Origin of the sequence: Bacillus mobilis (assembly GCF_001884045.1) — a bacterium.
GTDB lineage: Bacteria > Bacillota > Bacilli > Bacillales > Bacillaceae_G > Bacillus_A > Bacillus_A mobilis.
The window spans coordinates 472,181-493,602 of record NZ_MACF01000046.1; the positions used below are offsets into that span (position 1 = coordinate 472,181).

A 21,422-nucleotide genomic window follows, 5' to 3' on the forward strand; every position below is an offset into this window, starting at 1 on the left:
TTTTTTTCGGGAAGAAAAGGAAAGGTGATTAATATGACAACACAAGTAGTAAACGTCATTGGCGCAGGTCTTGCAGGAAGTGAAGCAGCTTACCAAATTGCAAAACGTGGTGTCCAAGTAAAATTATATGAAATGAGACCAGTAAGGCAAACACCAGCTCATCACACAGATAAATTTGCAGAGTTAGTATGCAGTAACTCGCTTCGCGCAAACACATTAACAAACGCTGTTGGTGTTATTAAAGAAGAAATGCGTCTAATGGACTCTGTTATTATTCGTGCAGCTGATGAGTGCTCTGTACCAGCAGGAGGAGCTTTAGCTGTAGATCGTCATGAATTTGCGGCAAAGGTAACGGAGTATGTGAAAAAACATCCGAACGTAACTGTGATGAATGAAGAAATTACTGAAATTCCAGAAGGGCCTACTGTTATCGCGACAGGTCCACTTACGTCTCCTGATCTTGCTGCACAATTAAAAGAATTAACAGGTGAAGATTATTTTTATTTCTATGATGCTGCAGCACCGATTGTTGAGAAAGACAGCATTGATATGAATAAAGTATATTTAAAATCTCGTTACGATAAAGGTGAAGCTGCATATTTAAACTGCCCAATGACGGAAGAGGAATTTGACCGTTTTTACGAGGCTTTAATTGCTGCTGAAACAGTACCTTTAAAAGAATTTGAAAAAGAAATTTTCTTTGAGGGTTGTATGCCAGTAGAAGTTATGGCGAGTAGAGGAAGACAGACGTTAGTATTTGGACCGATGAAACCTGTTGGATTAGAAGATCCGAAAACAGGGAAAACGCCATATGCTGTTGTTCAGTTACGTCAAGATGATGCAGCAGGAACGTTATACAATATCGTAGGTTTCCAAACGCATTTAAAGTGGGGACCACAAAAAGAAGTGTTACAGTTGATTCCAGGACTGGAAAACGCAGAGATTGTACGTTATGGTGTAATGCATCGTAATACGTTTATTAATTCACCTAACTTACTTCGTCCAACATATCAATATAAACAACGTGATGATTTATTCTTCGCTGGTCAAATGACTGGAGTAGAGGGATATGTTGAATCGGCAGCATCAGGATTACTAGCAGGTATTAACGCTGCTCGACTTGTGAAAGGTGAAGAGCCGGTTGTATTACCATCTGTAACTGCAATGGGAAGTATGGCGAATTATATTACTGCGACAAATGCGAAAAACTTCCAACCAATGAATGCAAACTTCGGTCTGTTTGCACCGTTAGAGAAGAAAATTAAGAAAAAAGCAGAACGAAATGAAGCCTATGCAACACGCGCTTTAGAAACAATTCAAAATTTTGTAAATATTTAGTTAAATTTCTTGCAAAGGCTACTAAGTTGTGATACGATTTAGTAGCCTTTATTGAGGTGAATTGTGTGAATGTGAAGAAATTGTTACAATTATTCGTTGGATATTTACAAATTGAAAGAAATTATTCAAAATATACAATTGCAAGTTATCAAAATGATTTAGAACATTTTGTGCAATTTATGGAGCGAGAAGGCATATCCTCTTTTTTAGATGTTACATACGCGGATGTTCGTTTGTACTTAACGACGTTGCACGATGAAAAGTTAGCCCGTAAATCTGTCGCGAGAAAAGTATCAAGCCTACGAAGTTTATATCGTTTTTTGATGCGTGAAGGTTATCGGAAAGATAATCCGTTTGCACTTGCGTCACTCCCCAAAAAAGAATTGTCAATCCCAAAGTTTTTATATGCTGAAGAATTAGAGGAATTGTTTGAAGTTTCTGATACGGAAACGCCGCTAGGTCAAAGGAATCAAGCTTTATTAGAATTGATGTATGCGACTGGAATCCGTGTGAGTGAATGTGTCAATTTACAACTTACCGATATTGACTTCGCGGTGGGAACAATTTTAGTAATGGGAAAAGGAAAAAAACAAAGGTATATTCCGTTCGGAAGCTATGCGCAAGATGCTTTAATTACTTATATAGAGAACGGGAGAAAACAGTTAGCTCGCAAAACTGAAGAACACTCTCATATGGTATTTTTAAATGCGAAAGGCACGCCGCTAACAAGTCGAGGGGTACGCTATGTATTAAACGAACTCATTAAGAAAGCTTCACTGACAATGCGGATCAGTCCCCATATGTTAAGGCATACATTTGCTACACATATGTTAGATGAAGGGGCAGATTTGCGTACTGTACAGGAGCTACTCGGTCATGAGAATTTGTCGACGACACAAATTTATACGCATGTCTCTAAAGAAAGATTGCGTTCGGTCTACATGAAGCATCACCCACGGGCATAAATTGCTTTTAAAGCTATAAAAACATATAAAGGAGTTTTTTCTATGGGAAATTTCCACGCTACAACGATATTTGCAGTTCATCATAATGGAGAATGTGCAATGGCTGGAGATGGCCAGGTGACGATGGGAAATGCAGTTGTAATGAAACATACAGCTCGTAAAGTCCGTAAACTTTTCCAAGGGAAAGTTTTAGCTGGCTTTGCAGGTTCCGTTGCTGACGCATTTACTCTTTTTGAAATGTTTGAAGGAAAATTAGAAGAGTACAATGGAAACTTGCAGCGTGCTGCAGTTGAGATGGCAAAACAATGGCGTGGCGACAAAATGTTACGTCAACTAGAAGCGATGCTCATTGTCATGGATAAAACAACTATGCTTCTTGTTTCAGGTACAGGAGAAGTAATCGAACCAGATGATGGTATTTTAGCGATTGGATCTGGTGGGAATTATGCGCTTTCTGCAGGTCGTGCTTTAAAACAATATGCAAGTGAACATTTAACAGCGAAGCAAATTGCGAAAGCGAGTTTAGACATTGCTGGCGATATTTGTGTTTATACAAACCACAATATAATTGTGGAAGAATTGTAGAATCGTAAGGGAGGCATTTTATATGCATTTACATTTTACTCCGCGTCAAATTGTGGAAAAATTAGATCAATACATTATCGGTCAAAAAGATGCGAAGAAAGCGGTTGCTGTAGCTTTAAGAAATCGATATCGTCGAAGTAAATTAGCTGAAAATCTACGTGATGAAATTGCGCCTAAAAATATTTTAATGATTGGACCAACGGGTGTTGGTAAAACAGAGGTAGCACGACGAATGGCGAAACTCGTTGGAGCACCTTTTATTAAGGTTGAAGCTACGAAATTTACAGAAGTTGGATATGTAGGTAGAGATGTAGAATCGATGGTACGTGACCTTGTGGAAACGTCAGTTCGTATCGTGAAAGAAGAAATGGTAGTTAAAGTACAAGATAAAGCAGAAGAACAAGCGAACCAACGTCTTGTAGAAATTTTAGTGCCGAGTCCAGAGAAACAATCTGGATTTAAAAACCCATTAGAAATGCTATTTGGTGGTGCTCAAAATTCGAATCAAACATCTGATGCACAGGAAGATGTTGAAATCGAAAAGAAACGTCAAGATGTGGAAAGAAAGCTTGCTGCAGGACTTCTTGAAGATGAAATTGTATCGATTGAAGTGACTGAGCAACAGTCTTCCATGTTCGATATGTTACAAGGAACTGGCATGGAACAAATGGGGATGAATTTCCAAGATGCATTAGGAAGTTTTATGCCGAAAAAAACAAAAAAACGTAAACTTTCTGTAAAAGAAGCAAGAAAACTCTTGACAAATGAGGAAGCACAGCGCTTAATTGATATGGATGAAGTTACACAAGAGGCTGTTTATCGTGCTGAACAGCTCGGGATTATTTTTATCGATGAAATTGACAAAATTGCTGGTAAGCAGTCGAATAGCGTAGATGTATCACGTGAAGGTGTGCAACGTGACATTCTGCCGATTGTAGAAGGATCGAATGTTGCGACAAAATACGGATCAGTAAAAACGGATTATATTTTATTCGTTGCAGCTGGAGCGTTTCATATGTCTAAACCGTCGGATTTAATTCCGGAACTGCAAGGGAGATTTCCGATTCGAGTAGAATTAACAAAATTATCGACAGATGATTTTGTTAAAATATTAATCGAGCCTGACAATGCGTTAATTAAACAATATATGGCTTTATTAGCGACTGAAGGTATAGAAATTGAATTTTCAGACGAAGCTATTCGTAAGATTGCTGAGATTGCTTATCAAGTTAATCAGGATACAGATAATATTGGAGCAAGAAGACTTCATACGATTATGGAGAAGCTCCTTGAAGATTTATCGTTTGAAGCATCTGAAATTACGTTAGAGAAAATAACGATAACGCCTCAGTACGTTGAGGAGAAATTAGCAACGATTGCTAAAAATAAAGATGTGAGCCAGTTTATTTTGTAATTGTGTCATCAGGTGACTCGCCCTAGTTTCCAAGTGATGAAAAAATATGTGAGTAACATGTAGGAGGAACTTTTGAAATGGAATTATTAGCAAAAACAAGAAAATTAAATGCGTTATTACAGAGCGCAGCAGGAAAGCCTGTAAACTTTAGAGAAATGTCTGACACAATGTGTGAAGTAATCGAAGCGAACGTATTCGTAGTAAGTCGTCGTGGTAAATTACTAGGTTATGCAATTCACCAACAAATTGAGAATGAGCGTATGAAACAAATGCTTGCAGAGCGTCAATTCCCGGAAGAATACACACAAAGCTTATTCAACATTACAGAAACATCTTCTAACTTAGATGTAAACAGTGCTTACACAGCATTCCCAGTAGAAAATAGAGAATTATTCGGTCAAGGTTTAACTACAATCGTACCAATCGTTGGTGGCGGTGAGCGTCTAGGTACATTAGTATTAGCTCGTCTTGGTCAAGAGTTCTTAGACGATGATTTAATCCTTGCTGAATACAGTTCAACTGTAGTAGGTATGGAAATCTTACGTGAAAAAGCGGAAGAAATCGAAGAGGAAGCACGTAGTAAAGCTGTTGTTCAAATGGCGATTAGCTCATTATCTTACAGTGAGTTAGAAGCAATTGAGCATATCTTCGAAGAATTAAATGGAACAGAAGGTTTACTAGTTGCAAGTAAAATTGCTGATCGCGTAGGAATTACTCGTTCTGTAATCGTAAATGCATTACGTAAATTAGAAAGTGCTGGTGTTATTGAGTCTCGCTCTTTAGGTATGAAAGGAACATACATTAAAGTGCTAAACGACAAGTTTCTACAGGAACTTGCTAAATTAAAAACAAACTAATTTATAAAACTCTCCTCATTTTTTGAGGAGAGTTTTTTGTGTATAAAAGATTGCTGGTGTTGGCAAGTAGCGTCATAATCGTGTTTTTCGGAAAAGCTATGAATTGAATTTCATTTCTTTGCTTAAAAGAAATACAGGTTGGTAATACTAGAATTCGAGTGTGAACAAAGAAAGTTTTACATTCTTCGCATTTTCGACTTGATTGTAATATTTCAGTATGATATAGTAAGCAGTGGTGTCAGTACAAAGTACACACGTTTACTGATTTAAGTGTTGGTGCTACGTTTGTAGTTTCGCTTAGAGATGAAGTAAACGGAGGATATCAAAAACCATTTAGGAGGAACTATATTATGTCAGTAATTTCTATGAAGCAATTGCTTGAAGCTGGTGTTCATTTCGGACATCAAACTCGTCGTTGGAACCCAAAAATGAAGCGTTACATTTTCACAGAGCGTAACGGTATCTACATCATCGACTTACAAAAAACTGTGAAAAAAGTTGAGGAAGCTTACAGAACGATGCGCGACATCGCTGCTGAAGGTGGAGACATCTTATTCGTAGGTACTAAAAAACAAGCACAAGAAGCTATTAAAGAAGAAGCAACTCGTGCTGGTATGTACTTCGTTAACCAACGTTGGTTAGGTGGAACTTTAACAAACTTCCAAACAATCCAAAAACGTATCAAGCGTCTTAAAGACATCGAAAGAATGCAAGAAGATGGTACTTTCGAAGTACTTCCTAAGAAAGAAGTTGTTCAACTTAAAAAAGAGTTAGAGCGTCTTGAGAAATTCTTAGGCGGTATTAAAGATATGAAAGGTCTTCCAAGTGCATTATTCGTAGTAGACCCTCGTAAAGAGCGTATTGCAGTTGCTGAAGCACGCAAATTACACATTCCAATCATCGGTATCGTTGATACAAACTGTGATCCAGACGAAATCGATCACGTTATCCCAGCAAACGATGATGCAATTCGTGCTGTAAAACTTCTTACATCTAAAATGGCAGACGCGATCCTTGAAGCAAAACAAGGTGAAGAAACTGTTACTGCGTAACAAAGTTGGAAAGGTGATAAGGGGTTCGGCCTTTTATCACCTTTTTTAAGGTATAAACACCTTTATAAAAGGTATAAATACATATTTTAGGAGGATGAATAGTATGGCAATCACTGCACAAATGGTAAAAGAATTACGTGAAAAAACTGGCGCAGGTATGATGGACTGCAAAAAAGCTTTAACAGAAACTAATGGCGACATGGAGAAGGCAATTGACTTCTTACGTGAAAAAGGTATCGCGAAAGCTGCTAAAAAAGCAGACCGCATCGCTGCTGAAGGTTTAACTTTCATCGAAACAAACGGTAACGAAGCTTTAATCTTAGAATTAAACTCTGAAACTGATTTCGTTGCGAAAAACGAAGGTTTCCAAGCGTTAATTAAAGAATTAGCTGCTCACTTATTAGCTAACAAACCAGCTAACATTGAAGAAGCTATGGCTCAAACAATCGAAGGCGGCAAAACAGTAGAAGAGCACATCAACGAAGCAATCGCTAAAATTGGTGAAAAACTTACACTTCGTCGTTTCGAAATCGTATCAAAAACTGATGCTGATGCATTCGGCGCTTACCTACACATGGGTGGACGTATTGGTGTATTAACAGTTCTTGAAGGTTCTACTGACGAAGCAGCTGCTAAAGATGTAGCAATGCACATCGCAGCAGTTAACCCTAAATACATCGACCGCGATGCTGTAACAGCTGAAGAAGTTGAGCATGAGCGTCAAGTATTAACACAACAAGCTTTAAACGAAGGCAAGCCTGAAAAAATCGTTGCAAAAATGGTTGAAGGACGCCTTGGCAAATTCTTCGAAGAAATTTGCTTACTTGACCAAGCATTCGTTAAAAACCCTGATATGAAAGTTCGTCAATTCGTTGAGTCTAAAGGCGGAACATTAAAAGGATTCGTTCGCTACGCTGTTGGTGAAGGTATCGAAAAACGCGAAGACAACTTTGCTGAAGAAGTAATGAACCAAGTAAAAGGTAGTAACTAATAAAGATTAGGGAACACATTGTGTTCCCTTTTTTAAAATAAAGATGTAAGCAATTGGAGGTTCATTATGAGTAAACCGAAATATAATCGTGTCGTATTAAAGCTAAGCGGAGAAGCGTTAGCTGGCGAACAAGGATTTGGAATTAACCCATCTGTTATTAAATCAGTTGCGGAACAAGTGAAAGAAATTGCAGAACTTGATGTAGAAGTTGCTGTTGTTGTTGGTGGCGGAAACATTTGGCGTGGAAAAATCGGAAGTGAAATGGGAATGGATCGTGCTGGAGCAGATTACATGGGTATGTTAGCAACAGTTATGAACTCATTAGCTCTTCAAGATAGCCTAGAGAACATTGGAATTCAAACTCGTGTTCAAACTTCAATTGAAATGCGTCAAGTAGCAGAGCCTTACATTCGTCGTAAAGCAGTTCGTCATCTAGAGAAAAAACGTGTTGTGATCTTTGCAGCAGGTACAGGTAACCCGTATTTCTCTACAGATACAACGGCAGCACTACGTGCAGCGGAAATCGAAGCAGACGTTATCTTAATGGCGAAAAACAATGTAGATGGCGTATATAATGCAGATCCATCTCTTGACCCAACAGCTACGAAATACGAAACACTTACTTACTTAGATGTATTAAAAGAAGGTTTAGGTGTAATGGATTCAACAGCTTCTTCTTTATGTATGGACAATGATATTCCATTAATTGTATTCTCTGTTATGGAAAAAGGTAACATTAAACGTGCCGTTTTAGGCGAAAATATTGGAACAGTTGTAAGGGGGAAATAAATATGGGACAACAAGTATTGAAGTCTTCAAATGAAAAAATGGAAAAAGCAGTTGCTGCTTACTCTCGTGAATTGGCAACAGTTCGCGCAGGTCGTGCAAGCTCGTCTGTATTAGATAAAGTACAAGTTGATTACTATGGTGCACCAACACCTGTTGTGCAATTAGCGAACATTACAGTTCCAGAAGCACGTTTACTTGTAATTCAACCGTATGATAAAACTTCTATCGGTGATATCGAAAAAGCAATTTTAAAAGCAGATTTAGGCTTAAACCCTTCTAATGATGGAACTGTAATTCGTATTGCATTCCCTGCATTAACAGAAGAGCGTCGTCGTGATCTTGTTAAAGTTGTGAAAAAATATGCTGAAGAAGCGAAAGTTGCTGTTCGTAACGTACGTCGTGACGGTAACGATGATCTTAAGAAGCTTGAAAAAGCTGGCGAGATTACAGAAGATGATTTAAGAGGATATACTGAAGATATCCAAAAAGAAACAGATAAATATATTGCAAAAGTTGACGAAATCGCAAAAAACAAAGAAAAAGAAATCATGGAAGTGTAATAGCGATACCTTCGCAAATATGACCCTCTTCTTAAGGGGGTCTTTTTACACTTTTAGGCATACGTCTGCTTGCTGGAGGGTATGAATGATGTTTAAAAACTTTCCTTTTTTTAAAAGTAAAAAGGTCGCATCGTTTGATCATCTCGTTGAAAAAGTGAAAAAAGGATATATCCCAGAACATATTGCCATCATTATGGATGGTAATGGAAGATGGGCAAAGAGGAGAGCGATGCCTCGTATTGCGGGACATCATGAAGGCATGCAAGTTGTAAAGAAAATCACAAAATTTGCAAGCAAACTTAATGTAAAAGTATTAACTCTTTATGCTTTTTCAACTGAGAACTGGAAAAGACCTAAAAAGGAAGTTGACTATTTAATGAGGCTTCCAGAAGAATTTCTAGGTACATTTTTACCAGAATTGATTGAAGAGAACGTACAAGTCCGAGTAATAGGACAACAAGATCGTCTTCCTACGCATACACGCAGAGCGATGGAAAAGGCCATGGAAGATACGAAAGAGAATACGGGATTAATTCTTAATTTCGCGTTAAACTATGGAAGTCGAGATGAAATCGTTTCTGCTGTGCAACATATGGTGAAAGATAGTGAGGAAGGAAAAATTCGTGTTGAAGATGTAAGTGAAGAAATGCTTTCTTCCTATTTAATGACGAGTTCTTTACCTGACCCAGAGTTGTTAATCCGTACGAGCGGAGAGCTACGTATTAGTAATTTCATGTTATGGCAAATTGCATATTCGGAATTTTGGTTTACAGATGTGTATTGGCCAGATTTTACCGAGGAGCATTTGCTAAATGCGATTACAGACTTTCAGCATAGAGGGCGCAGATTCGGAGGCGTGTAGAAAGAGAGGGTTTGGTAGTGAAACAGAGAATTATTACTGGAGTGGTTGCTGCCGCGCTATTCATTCCCATCGTAATTTACGGTGGCGTGCCTTTTACGGTTTTAGTGTATGCACTTGCTTCTATAGGTTTATATGAATTAATTCGTATGAATAAGCTTACGCTTATTTCAATACCAACAGTTTTAGCTGCAGTATTATTATGGATTATTTTAATTCCAAGTAGTGCATCAGAACTGTTTACGCAGATTGGATTAGGTAAATTAGAAATCACATTTGTGATTGTTTTATTACTTTTATCATATACAGTCCTTTCTAAGAATACATTTACTTTTGACAATGCTTCATTTTTACTAATGGCAACAGCATATGTTGGAATGGGATTTCTATATTTGAATGAAACGAGAATATTAGGAATTAAATATGTGTTTTGTGCATTATTTGTTATATGGGCTACTGATTCAGGCGCATATTTCGTAGGAAAAGCATTAGGAAAAAGAAAATTATGGCCAGAAATTAGTCCTAATAAAACGATTGAAGGTTCATTAGGCGGCATCGTTTGTGGAATTATTGTGGCAGTTGTTTATAATATGTTCTTCCCAGTTGAGGCTAATGTAGGGATTTTAATTGTGTTGACAATTATCATTTCTATTTTTGGACAAATTGGCGATTTAGTACAATCTGCATTTAAACGTCATTATGGCGTAAAGGATTCAGGTACGATTTTACCTGGGCATGGTGGTATATTAGATCGAACAGATAGTTGGTTATTTGTTTTACCAATTCTCTACTTCTTATTACAATATAATTAATAAATGAACGAGGGGTTGGAGTCATGAAAAACATTAGTTTATTAGGTGCAAGCGGATCAATTGGTACACAAACTTTAGATGTATTACGCTCGCACCCAGACCAATTCCGTCTCGTTGCTTTTTCTGTAGGGAAAAATATTGACTACGCAGTAAAGGTAATTCAAGAATTTTCTCCGCAAATCGTCTCTGTGCAAAGAGAGGAAGATGTTTTAAAATTACAAGCTGTTTCTGGTAATACAAAAATTGTATATGGTAGTGAAGGGCTTTTAGAAGTAGCATTACATCCAGATGCGGAGATTGTAGTAAATGCTGTTGTAGGTAGCGTAGGGTTGTTACCAACACTTCGTGCAATTGAGGCGAAAAAAACAATTGGAATTGCAAATAAAGAAACGTTAGTAACTGCAGGGCATCTTGTAATGGAAGCAGCGCGAAAACATAATGTTTCGTTACTTCCAGTAGATAGTGAACATTCAGCTATTTTTCAATGTTTGAATGGTGAAAATGAAAAAAGAATTTCTCGACTAGTTATTACGGCTTCTGGTGGAAGTTTTCGTGATAAAACGAGAGATGAATTGCATCATGTGACCGTAGAAGATGCGCTTCGACATCCAAACTGGTCAATGGGTTCGAAAATTACAATTGATTCTGCTACAATGATGAATAAGGGGCTAGAAGTAATTGAAGCACATTGGCTTTTTGGTATCCCTTATGAGCAAATCGATGTTGTTTTACATAAAGAAAGTATTATCCATTCTATGGTTGAATTTGAAGATCGTAGTGTAATGGCACAGCTTGGCTCACCTGATATGCGAGTACCAATTCAATACGCACTTACATATCCTGATCGATTGCCTCTTTCAGACACAAAACAGTTAAACTTATGGGAAATAGGAACGTTGCATTTTGAGAAAATGAACCAAGAACGATTCCGTTGCCTACGTTTTGCGTATGAAGCTGGAAAAGCAGGTGGAAGTATGCCAGCTGTAATGAATGCAGCGAATGAAGTAGCTGTTGAAGCTTTTTTACAAAAGAGAATTGGTTTCTTAACAGTGGAAGACCTCATTGAAAAAGCAATGAACCATCACAATGTCATTGCACGTCCGAGCTTAGAGGAAATTCTGGAAATTGATGCAGCCACAAGACGGTTTGTGATGGAACAAATTTAGCAAAGGTGGTTATGGAATTGAATACAGCGATTGCCTTTATATTAATTTTCGGTGCACTCGTATTTTTCCATGAGCTAGGGCATCTATATTTCGCAAAAAGAGCAGGTATTTTATGCCGTGAGTTTGCGATTGGTTTTGGTCCGAAAATATTCTCATTTGAAAAGAATGAAACGGTGTATACGATTCGATTACTGCCCCTTGGCGGCTATGTAAGAATGGCTGGCGAGGATGCAGATACAGTTGAGTTAAAGCCTGGTAAAAAGGTTGGCCTTGTATTAAATGAAAAAGACGAAGTTGCGAAATTAGTTTTTGATGGATATGAAAAGTATCCAAATGTTCGCGTCATTGAAGTCGAACAAGCTGATTTAGAGCATAATTTAACAATTTCGGGCTATGAAGAGTACGAGGAAGAGCTTCAAACATTCCGAGTGAATGAAAAGGCTCGTATCATTACTGCTGGTGAAGAAATTCAAATTGCTCCGTATAATAGGCAGTTCGGCTCCAAGAAATTGGGTCAACGTGCTTTAACAATCTTTGCGGGTCCTGCGATGAACTTCATTTTAGCATTTGTTATTTTTGTGATTCTTGGATTTGTACAAGGTGTTCCCGTTGACAAGCCAATGGTCGGAAAAGTAATGGAGAAAAGTGCAGCACAGCAAGCTGGATTAAAAGAAAATGATACAATTCAAGCAATCGATGGGAAAAACACAAGTACATGGAAAGATGTTGTTTCTATTGTACGTGAAAATCCAAATAAAGAAATTACGTTACAAGTAAAGCGTGATAGTGAACAGTTGAATGTGAAAGTAACGCCAACGCTCGATAAAGAAGGTAAAGAAGAAGTTGGTAGAATTGGTGTTTACTCTCCAGTAGAGAAAACAGTAATGGGTTCTATTAAATCAGGTTTTGAACAAACATACCAATGGACGAAACTAATTTTTGAGTCTCTTGTGAAATTAGTAACTGGTCAATTCTCTATTAATGAGTTGTCAGGTCCAGTAGGAATTTATAATCTAACAGATCAAGTTGTAGATTATGGATTTACACGTGTATTAAGTTTAGCAGCAGTTTTAAGTATTAACCTTGGTTTATTTAATTTACTACCAGTCCCTGCTTTAGACGGTGGACGTTTGTTCTTCTTCTTAATTGAGGCGTTACGAGGGAAACCAATTGACCGCCAAAAAGAAGGCATGGTTCACTTTATTGGTTTTGCATTACTAATGTTACTAATGTTAGTTGTAACTTGGAATGACATTCGTAAGTTTTTCTTGTAAAATAAAGTGAAACTTATAATGAAATAGAGATCGTAGAATAAAATCCCTCACCTAACTCGAGGTGAGGGGTTTTACTGCGTATAAGAGTAAAATGAAGAGGTGCGAATAAATGAAACAAAGTATGGTATTCAGTCCTACATTACGTGAAGTTCCAGCTGATGCGGAGATTAAGAGTCATCAGTTATTACTTCGTGCAGGTTTTATGCGTCAAAATGCTTCAGGTATTTATAGTTTTCTACCATTTGGTTTAAAAGTACTACACAAAGTAGAACGTATCGTTCGAGAAGAAATGGAGCGCGCAGGTGCTGTAGAATTATTAATGCCAGCGATGCAAGCTGCAGAATTATGGCAAGAGTCAGGCCGTTGGTATTCTTACGGATCTGAATTAATGCGTATGAAAGATCGTAACGCTCGTGAATTCGCATTAGGAGCGACACATGAAGAAGTAATTACGGATCTTGTACGTGATGAAGTGAAGTCATATAAAAAATTACCGTTAACATTATACCAAATTCAAACAAAATTCCGTGATGAACAAAGACCTCGTTTCGGTTTATTACGTGGAAGAGAGTTTCTAATGAAAGATGCATACTCTTTCCATGCTACACAAGAGAGCTTAGATGAAGTGTATGATCGTTTATACAAAGCATACTCTAACATTTTTGCTCGTTGTGGCTTGAATTTCCGTGCGGTTATTGCTGACTCTGGAGCAATGGGCGGAAAAGATACACATGAATTTATGGTATTATCTGATGTTGGTGAAGATACAATTGCATACTCTGATACATCTAATTATGCAGCGAACATCGAAATGGCTCCTGTTGTAGCTACGTATACGAAGAGTGACGAAGCAGAAAAAGCACTTGAAAAAGTAGCAACACCGGATCAAAAAGCAATTGAAGAAGTATCTACATTCTTAAACATTGAAGCTGACAAGTGTATTAAGTCTATGGTATTTAAAGTAGATGAGAAATTAGTAGTTGTACTTGTTCGTGGTGATCATGAAGTCAACGATGTAAAAGTGAAAAATGTATACGGTGCTTCAGTTGTTGAGCTTGCTTCTCATGAAGAAGTGAAAGAACTATTACATTGTGAAGTTGGTTCATTAGGACCGATTGGTGTAACAGGTGACATCGAAATTATCGCTGACCATGCTGTAGCATCAATTGTTAACGGATGTTCAGGAGCAAACGAAGAAGGATTCCATTATGTAAATGTAAATCCAGAACGTGACTTTAAAGTAAGTCAATATACAGATTTACGCTTCATTCAAGAAGGAGACCAATCTCCGGACGGAAACGGAACAATTCTTTTCGCACGCGGAATTGAAGTTGGTCATGTATTCAAATTAGGAACACGTTATAGTGAAGCAATGAACGCAACATTCCTAGATGAAAACGGAAAAACACAACCACTTATTATGGGTTGTTACGGTATCGGTGTATCTCGTACAGTGGCAGCAATCGCAGAGCAGTTTAATGATGAGAACGGTTTAGTTTGGCCAAAAGCTGTTGCACCATTCCATGTGCATGTAATTCCAGTAAATATGAAATCTGATGCACAACGTGAAATGGGTGAAAACATCTACAACTCATTACAAGAGCAAGGATATGAAGTATTACTAGATGATCGTGCAGAACGTGCAGGTGTTAAATTTGCAGATGCAGATTTATTCGGCCTTCCAGTTCGTGTGACAGTTGGTAAAAAAGCAGACGAAGGTATTGTAGAAGTGAAAGTACGTGCTACAGGCGAGTCTGAAGAAGTGAAAGTAGAAGAACTTCAAACATATATTGCAAATATTTTAAAATAAGAAGAGGTACCTCGCAATGAGGTACCTTCTCTTTCTTTGTAAACGTATTTTGTAAAAGAAGAAGGGAGAAATCTTTCTTTGTAGTACGTTTCAATTTATAATAGCAAATGGAAGGAGAGTGCTTATGTCTTTAACAAATGAACAACAAGAGCGATTTCAAATTTTGCTCCAGCAGTTGCAAATACCAGATGACCTTATAAATCAATATTTACAAGGCGGTGGTATTGAAAGACTCGTTATTGATAAAGCGAATAAAAGTTGGCATTTTAATTTACAAGTGCCACGTATTTTGCCTACAGAATTATATGAATTGCTAGAAACAAAGCTTAAGCAATCATTTTCTCATATTGCAAGAACAACATTTGCATTAGAAGCAGAGAATAAACAATTTACAGAAGAAGAAGTGAGGGCGTATTGGCCGCTTTGTACGGAACGAATTACATTTTCACCTATGTTTGCTTACTTAAAGAAGCAGCTTCCGCAGGTGAATGGAGTGAAGTTGCTAATAAATGTGAATAACGAGCTGGAATCTACCGCTTTAAAGAAAAACGTTGCGAAACCAGTAGGAGATCAATACGAAGCTTTTGGATTCCCGCGTTTTCAGTTAGACACACATATACAGCAAAATACAGAAGAAATGCAAAAGTTTCGTGAGCAAACGCAGCAAGAAGACCGTGAACGTGTTATACAAGCTATGGAAGAAATGGCGAAGAAGCAAGCGGAAGAAAGTAGCGTTGTGCATGAAGGACCGGTTGTGCTTGGGTATCTTATTAAGCCAGATGAAGAGATTACACCGATGCGAGAAATTCAAGATGAAGAAAGAAGAAAAACAGTTCAAGGGTATGTCTTCCATGTAGAAACGAAAGAGCTTCGTAGTGGCCGTACGTTATTAACTTTAAAAATAACAGATTATACGGATTCAATTATGATCAAAATGTTCTCACGTGATAAAGAAGATATTCCTATGCTGCAATCCTTGAAAAAAGGAATGTGGGTGAAAGCGCGTGGTTCTGTTCAAAATGATACGTTTGTTCGAGATTTAGTAATGATTGCAAATGATATTAATGAAATAACAGGACCATCTCGTAAAGATAAAGCGCCAGAAGGTGAAAAACGTGTAGAGCTGCATCTTCACACACCGATGAGCCAAATGGACGCTGTTACTCCTGTTTCTAGACTTGTTGCTCAAGCAGGTAAATGGGGACATGAGGCAATTGCTGTTACAGACCATGCTGTTGCGCAGTCTTTCCCAGAGGCATATTCTGCGGGAAAAAAGGCTGGGGTTAAAGTTATATATGGTGTAGAAGCGAATTTAGTTAATGATGGTGTACCAATTGCATATAACGAAGCGCATCGTTTACTTGCAGAGGAAACGTATGTTGTTTTTGACGTTGAGACGACAGGTTTATCAGCTGTATATGATACTGTTATCGAGTTAGCGGCTGTAAAAGTAAAAGGCGGCGAAATTATTGACCGCTTTGAATCTTTCGCAAATCCGCATCAACCATTATCTGCGACGATTATTGAATTAACAGGTATTACAGATGATATGTTAACGGATGCACCAGAAGTGGACGAAGTGTTTAAAAAGTTTGAAGAATGGATGGGCGACCATACACTTGTTGCGCATAACGCAAGTTTTGATATGGGCTTTATTAACGTAGGTTTTAAAAAGGCTGGACTAGAAAAAACGAATAATCCTGTTATTGATACGTTAGAACTTGCAAGATTTTTATTCCCAGAAATGAAAAACCATCGATTAAATACGATGTGTAAAAAGCTTGATATTGAATTAACGCAACATCACCGTGCGATTTATGATACAGAAGCAACGGGATACTTACTTGTGAAAATGTTAAAAGATGTGATTGAAAAGGGATTTGAATATCACGATCAATTAAATGATAGCATGGGGCAAGGGGATGCGTATAAGCGTGGACGTCCAAGTCATATGACGTTACTTGCCACATCAGATGTAGGATTGAAAAATTTATATAAACTTGTTTCCTATTCTCACCTAAATTACTTTTACCGAGTACCACGAGTACCAAGGTCACTATTAAAAAAATATCGCGAAGGAATTTTAGTAGGAACGGCTTGTGATAAAGGTGAAGTGTTTGAGGCGATGATGCAAAAAGCGCCTGAAGAGGTAGAAGAAATTGCGCAGTTCTATGATTACATTGAAGTAATGCCTCCAGAGGTGTTACGTCATTTAGTAGAGCGTGAACTTGTTCGAGATGAGGGACAGTTAAAAACAATTATTTCTAATTTAGTAAAACTTGGTGAGACGTTAGATAAACCAGTTGTTGCTACAGGAAACGTGCATTATTTAGATCCAGAGGATGGAATGTATCGCAAAATTTTAGTTAGTTCGCAGGGCGGAGCCAATCCGTTAAACCGACATTCATTACCGCCTGTACATTTCCGTACAACGGATGAAATGTTAGAGTGTTTTTCATTCTTAGGTGAAGACGTTGCGAAAGAAATTGTTGTAACGAATACACAAAAGGTTGCATCATTAATTGGTGATGTTCATCCAGTAAAAGATGATCTATATACACCGAAAATTGAGGGTGCAGATGATGAAACGCGTGATATGAGTTATAAAATGGCGCGTAGCATTTATGGTGAAGAGTTACCTGAAATTGTAGAAGCACGTTTAGAAAAAGAATTAAAAAGTATTATTGGGCATGGATTCGCCGTAATTTATTTAATTTCACATAAGCTTGTGAAAAAATCGTTAGTAGACGGATATCTAGTAGGTTCGCGTGGATCGGTAGGTTCTTCATTCGTTGCAACGATGATGGAAATTACAGAAGTAAACCCATTACCACCACACTATGTATGTCCGAAGTGTAAGCAATCAGAATTCTTTAATGATGGTTCTGTAGGTTCTGGTTTTGACTTGCCGGATAAAGAATGTCCTGCATGTAATGTTCCATACGTGAAAGATGGACATGATATTCCGTTCGAAACGTTCCTTGGATTTAAAGGAGATAAGGTACCCGATATCGATTTGAACTTCTCCGGGGAATACCAGCCACGTGCCCATAACTATACGAAAGTACTGTTTGGTGAAGATTATGTATACCGTGCGGGTACAATAGGTACAGTTGCGGAAAAAACCGCTTATGGGTATGTAAAAGGTTATGCAAATGATCATAACTTAACGATTCGAAATGCAGAGATTGACCGTTTAGTATCAGGATGTACCGGTGTAAAACGTACGACTGGACAGCATCCAGGTGGTATTATAGTTGTGCCAGATTACATGGATATTTTTGATTTTTCACCAATTCAGTTCCCGGCAGATTCAATAGGTGCTGAGTGGAGAACGACACACTTTGATTTCCACTCGATTCATGATAACTTATTGAAACTTGATATACTAGGACACGATGATCCAACTGTTATTCGTATGTTACAAGATTTAAGCGGTATTGATCCGAAAACAATCCCAACAGACGATCCGGAAGTAATGAAAATTTTCTCAGGACCTGAATCGTTAGGTGTAACGGAAGAACAAATTAACTGTAAAACAGGTACACTTGGTATACCAGAGTTTGGTACGAAATTCGTAAGGCAGATGTTAGAAGAAACGAAGCCTACGACATTCTCTGAGTTAGTCCAAATTTCAGGACTATCGCATGGTACGGATGTATGGCTTGGTAATGCAAACGAGTTAATTTATAACGGTACATGTACGCTGAGTGAAGTTATCGGTTGTCGTGATGACATCATGGTATATTTAATCTATCAAGGTTTAGACCCATCATTAGCCTTCAAAATCATGGAGTCGGTTCGTAAAGGTAAAGGTGTACCAGAAGAATGGGAAGAGGACATGAAAAGTAATAATGTACCGGGTTGGTATATTGATTCATGTAAGAAGATCAAGTACATGTTCCCTAAAGCCCATGCGGCTGCTTACGTACTTATGGCTGTACGTATTGCATATTTTAAAGTGCATTTCGCGCTTTTATTCTATGCGGCATACTTTACAGTTCGTGCAGATGACTTTGACGTAGAGGCGATGGCGAAAGGCTCAGCATCTATACGTGTAAAAATTGATGAAATTGCACAAAAAGGTTTGGATGCAGCGCCGAAAGAGAAAAGTTTATTAACAGTACTAGAAATGACACTTGAAATGTGTGAGCGTGGATACTCATTCCAAAAGGTTGATTTATACCGTTCGCATGCAACAGAATTTATTATTGATGGGGATTCTTTAATTCCTCCATTTAATGCAGTGCCTGGACTTGGTACAAACGCAGCTTTAAGTATTGTAGAAGCACGCAAAAATGGAGATTTCTTATCAAAAGAAGATTTACAGCAGCGCAGTAAGGTTTCGAAAACAATTATTGAGTATTTAGATAGTCAAGGTTGCTTAGGCGATCTACCTGATCAAAACCAGTTATCACTGTTCTAGTAGGTAGGAAAAGTCTTTGCAAATCAACATTTGCTATGGTATACTATTAACCGAGATAACCATGTCATGTATATTGTGTAAAAAAAAGAGTGGGGAAACCCACTCTTTCGTGTTACTATCTACGTTTTATTGATGTGGAGAGGTAAGAAATTTCTGTCGTATATACATATTTTGTTACAAGTTTTACTTCTTAAATTTGGTAATACTAAGACAGATATTCCCTGCTTAACGGCAGGGGCTTTTGTTAGCTAACGAGAAAGAATAAGATAAACCGTTTTATGGACGGAGTCTTTTCTTGTAAATGGTACATGGCGGCAGGAAGGAGGCTGTTTATGGATAAGAAAGTCACAGAAGTTGTAGAAGCATTTGCGCAGCCAATCGTTGAAGAGTTAAATCTTGAACTTGTAGATGTAGAGTATGTGAAAGAAGGACAAGACTGGTTCTTACGCGTATTCATCGATTCTGATAAAGGAGTCGACATTGAAGAATGCGGTGCGGTAAGTGAACGTTTAAGCGAAGCTTTAGATAAAGAGGATCCAATTCCTCATCTTTACTTTTTGGATGTATCATCTCCTGGAGCGGAACGCCCATTAAAGAAAGAGAAAGACTTCCAGCAAGCGGTAGGAAAACAAGTGGCAATTAAAACATATGAGCCGATTGATGGTGAAAAAATGTTTGAAGGAAAACTACTTTCCTACGATGGTACTACAATTACACTATTATTAACAATTAAAACACGTAAAAAAGAAATCCAAATTTCAATGGACAAAGTTGCAAATGCGCGACTTGCTGTTACGTTTTAGTTAGAAGGGGGATCTTCATGAGCACTGAGTTGTTAGATGCCTTGCTCGTATTAGAGTCAGAAAAAGGAATTAGCAAAGATATTATTATTGATGCGATTGAAGCAGCGTTAATCTCTGCTTATAAACGCAATTTTAACCAAGCACAAAACGTTCGTGTGAGCTTTAACCCAGAAGTGGGAACAATTCAAGTATTAGCACGTAAAGACGTTGTTGATAATGTGTTTGATCCACGTCTTGAAATTTCTGTTGAAGAAGCAAGACAAATTAATCCAAACTATCAAGATGGTGACGTACTAGAAATTGAAGTAACACCAAAAGATTTCGGTCGTATTGCAGCACAAACTGCAAAACAGGTTGTAACACAACGAGTGCGTGAAGCAGAGCGTGGTGTTATTTACTCTGAGTTTAGTGACCGTGAAGAAGATATTATGGTAGGTATCGTACAACGTCAAGATGCTCGTTTCATCTATGTAAGCTTAGGGAAAGTAGAAGCTTTATTACCTGTAAGTGAGCAAATGCCAAACGAACAGTACAAACCACATGATCGTATTCGTGTATTCATTACGAAAGTAGAAAAAACAACAAAAGGACCACAAATTTACGTATCACGTACACATCCTGGTCTTTTAAAACGTTTATTCGAAATGGAAGTTCCTGAAATTTATGATGGAACTGTTGAAATTCGTTCTGTAGCACGTGAAGCAGGCGATCGTTCTAAAATTTCTGTACATGCAGAGAACATTGATGTTGATCCAGTAGGTTCTTGTGTAGGACCAAAAGGACAACGTGTACAACGCATTGTAGACGAACTAAAAGGCGAAAAGATTGACATCGTTCGCTGGTCAAATGATCCAGTAGAATATGTTGCAAATGCTTTAAGCCCATCACAAGTTGTTAAAGTACTTGTAGATGAAGAAGAAAAAGCAACAACTGTTGTTGTTCCAGACCACCAACTGTCATTAGCTATTGGTAAGCGTGGACAAAATGCACGTCTTGCAGCTAAATTAACAGGTTGGAAAATTGATATTAAGAGTGAGTCTGATGCGAAACAACTTGGTATTGTAACAGAAGAAGATAGCGTAATCGCATTCGGATTCGATTCAGTTGAAGACGAAATCGAATAGAGGTGATGAGTATGAGCAATCGAAAAGTTCCGTTACGAAAATGTGTTGCAACGCAAGAAATGAAATCAAAACGAGAGCTCGTTCGCATTGTTCGTTCCAAAGAGGGAGAAGTGTCCATTGATTTAACTGGAAAGAAATCAGGACGAGGTGCTTATTTATCAAAAGATAAAGAAAGCATTCTTCAAGCCCAAAAGAAAAATGTTTTGGAACATCATCTAAAAGCGAAAATCGACGGTTCTCTATACGAAGAGCTTCTTGAGCTTGTTGAGAAGGAGTCGAAATAAGTGTCCGATTGGAAATCGTTTTTAGGACTAGCAAACCGGGCTCGGAAAATTATTTCGGGTGAAGAACTTGTTTTAAAAGAAGTACGAAGTGGCAAAGCAAAGCTTGTATTGCTATCTGAAGATGCGTCAGCAAATACTACAAAACGCATCATGGATAAAACGACGTATTACAACGTACCAATGAGAAAGGTCGAAAATCGACAACAATTAGGGCATGCGATTGGGAGAGATGAGCGAGTCGTTGTAGCTGTGTTAGATGAAGGCTTTGCGAAAAAGCTGCGTAGCATGCTCGATACAAATTACCGGGGGTGAA

Annotated in this window: 19 protein-coding genes; all 19 read left to right on the forward strand. The window is 38.0% G+C overall.

The genetic code is table 11. The features are described 5' to 3' along the window. Window positions 1–33: 33 nt before the first annotated feature. Window positions 34–1,338 (forward strand): FADH(2)-oxidizing methylenetetrahydrofolate--tRNA-(uracil(54)-C(5))-methyltransferase TrmFO, encoded by a 1,305-nt coding sequence (trmFO, locus tag BAQ44_RS07625; protein ID WP_071721393.1) that lies wholly within the window; start codon window positions 34–36, stop codon window positions 1,336–1,338. A gap of 65 nt (window positions 1,339–1,403) precedes the next feature. Further along, window positions 1,404–2,303 carry a tyrosine recombinase XerC gene (gene xerC / locus BAQ44_RS07630; protein WP_063260416.1) on the forward strand — a complete coding sequence of 300 codons (900 nt, stop codon included), beginning with the start codon at window positions 1,404–1,406 and terminating at the stop codon, window positions 2,301–2,303. Between the two features lie 42 nt (window positions 2,304–2,345). Beyond that, entirely contained in the window at window positions 2,346–2,888 is a 543-nt protein-coding gene (gene hslV, locus BAQ44_RS07635; RefSeq protein WP_000526271.1) for an ATP-dependent protease proteolytic subunit HslV, read from the forward strand. A 22-nt stretch (window positions 2,889–2,910) separates the two neighbouring features. Next, window positions 2,911–4,302 carry an ATP-dependent protease ATPase subunit HslU gene (hslU, locus tag BAQ44_RS07640; RefSeq protein WP_061678204.1) on the forward strand — a complete coding sequence of 464 codons (1,392 nt, stop codon included), beginning with the start codon at window positions 2,911–2,913 and terminating at the stop codon, window positions 4,300–4,302. 77 nt (window positions 4,303–4,379) lie between these two features. Further along, the gene (codY, locus tag BAQ44_RS07645; RefSeq protein WP_000421290.1) at window positions 4,380–5,159 is read left to right on the forward strand and encodes a GTP-sensing pleiotropic transcriptional regulator CodY; all 780 of its coding nucleotides are present in this window, start codon (window positions 4,380–4,382) and stop codon (window positions 5,157–5,159) included. Window positions 5,160–5,509: 350 nt separating this feature from the next. After that, complete coding sequence (rpsB, locus tag BAQ44_RS07650) at window positions 5,510–6,211, forward strand: 30S ribosomal protein S2 (RefSeq protein WP_000111485.1); 702 nt, start codon at window positions 5,510–5,512, stop codon at window positions 6,209–6,211. 103 nt (window positions 6,212–6,314) lie between these two features. Continuing rightward, entirely contained in the window at window positions 6,315–7,202 is an 888-nt protein-coding gene (gene tsf / locus BAQ44_RS07655; protein ID WP_001018583.1) for a translation elongation factor Ts, read from the forward strand. Between the two features lie 66 nt (window positions 7,203–7,268). Next, entirely contained in the window at window positions 7,269–7,991 is a 723-nt protein-coding gene (pyrH, locus tag BAQ44_RS07660; protein WP_000042667.1) for a UMP kinase, read from the forward strand. A gap of 2 nt (window positions 7,992–7,993) precedes the next feature. Then, a complete protein-coding gene (frr, locus tag BAQ44_RS07665) occupies window positions 7,994–8,551 on the forward strand; it encodes a ribosome recycling factor (RefSeq protein ID WP_000531505.1) in 558 nt (185 codons plus the stop codon). Between the two features lie 85 nt (window positions 8,552–8,636). Further along, entirely contained in the window at window positions 8,637–9,413 is a 777-nt protein-coding gene (uppS, locus tag BAQ44_RS07670; protein ID WP_000971311.1) for an undecaprenyl pyrophosphate synthase, read from the forward strand. 17 nt (window positions 9,414–9,430) lie between these two features. Further along, window positions 9,431–10,222 carry a phosphatidate cytidylyltransferase gene (gene cdsA, locus BAQ44_RS07675; RefSeq protein ID WP_071721395.1) on the forward strand — a complete coding sequence of 264 codons (792 nt, stop codon included), beginning with the start codon at window positions 9,431–9,433 and terminating at the stop codon, window positions 10,220–10,222. A gap of 23 nt (window positions 10,223–10,245) precedes the next feature. Next, complete coding sequence (gene dxr, locus BAQ44_RS07680) at window positions 10,246–11,388, forward strand: 1-deoxy-D-xylulose-5-phosphate reductoisomerase (protein ID WP_061678201.1); 1,143 nt, start codon at window positions 10,246–10,248, stop codon at window positions 11,386–11,388. A gap of 17 nt (window positions 11,389–11,405) precedes the next feature. After that, on the forward strand, window positions 11,406–12,662 hold the full coding sequence (rseP, locus tag BAQ44_RS07685) for an RIP metalloprotease RseP (RefSeq protein ID WP_063260414.1): 1,257 nt from the start codon (window positions 11,406–11,408) through the stop codon (window positions 12,660–12,662). 109 nt (window positions 12,663–12,771) lie between these two features. After that, on the forward strand, window positions 12,772–14,472 hold the full coding sequence (locus BAQ44_RS07690) for a proline--tRNA ligase (RefSeq protein ID WP_061678199.1): 1,701 nt from the start codon (window positions 12,772–12,774) through the stop codon (window positions 14,470–14,472). A 124-nt stretch (window positions 14,473–14,596) separates the two neighbouring features. Further along, window positions 14,597–18,898, forward strand: coding sequence for a PolC-type DNA polymerase III (locus tag BAQ44_RS07695; protein WP_063260412.1), 4,302 nt, complete (start codon window positions 14,597–14,599; stop codon window positions 18,896–18,898). A 332-nt stretch (window positions 18,899–19,230) separates the two neighbouring features. Further along, window positions 19,231–19,701: a ribosome maturation factor RimP gene (gene rimP, locus BAQ44_RS07700; protein WP_063260411.1), complete on the forward strand. Its 471-nt coding sequence runs from the start codon at window positions 19,231–19,233 to the stop codon at window positions 19,699–19,701. A 17-nt stretch (window positions 19,702–19,718) separates the two neighbouring features. Beyond that, complete coding sequence (nusA, locus tag BAQ44_RS07705) at window positions 19,719–20,825, forward strand: transcription termination factor NusA (protein ID WP_000102596.1); 1,107 nt, start codon at window positions 19,719–19,721, stop codon at window positions 20,823–20,825. A gap of 11 nt (window positions 20,826–20,836) precedes the next feature. After that, window positions 20,837–21,109, forward strand: coding sequence for an RNase P modulator RnpM (gene rnpM / locus BAQ44_RS07710; RefSeq protein WP_000071127.1), 273 nt, complete (start codon window positions 20,837–20,839; stop codon window positions 21,107–21,109). Continuing rightward, window positions 21,110–21,421, forward strand: a complete 312-nt coding sequence (locus BAQ44_RS07715; RefSeq protein WP_001286520.1) for a YlxQ family RNA-binding protein — start codon at window positions 21,110–21,112, stop codon at window positions 21,419–21,421. It abuts the gene before it with no gap. The last annotated feature ends 1 nt before the right edge of the window (window position 21,422 follow it).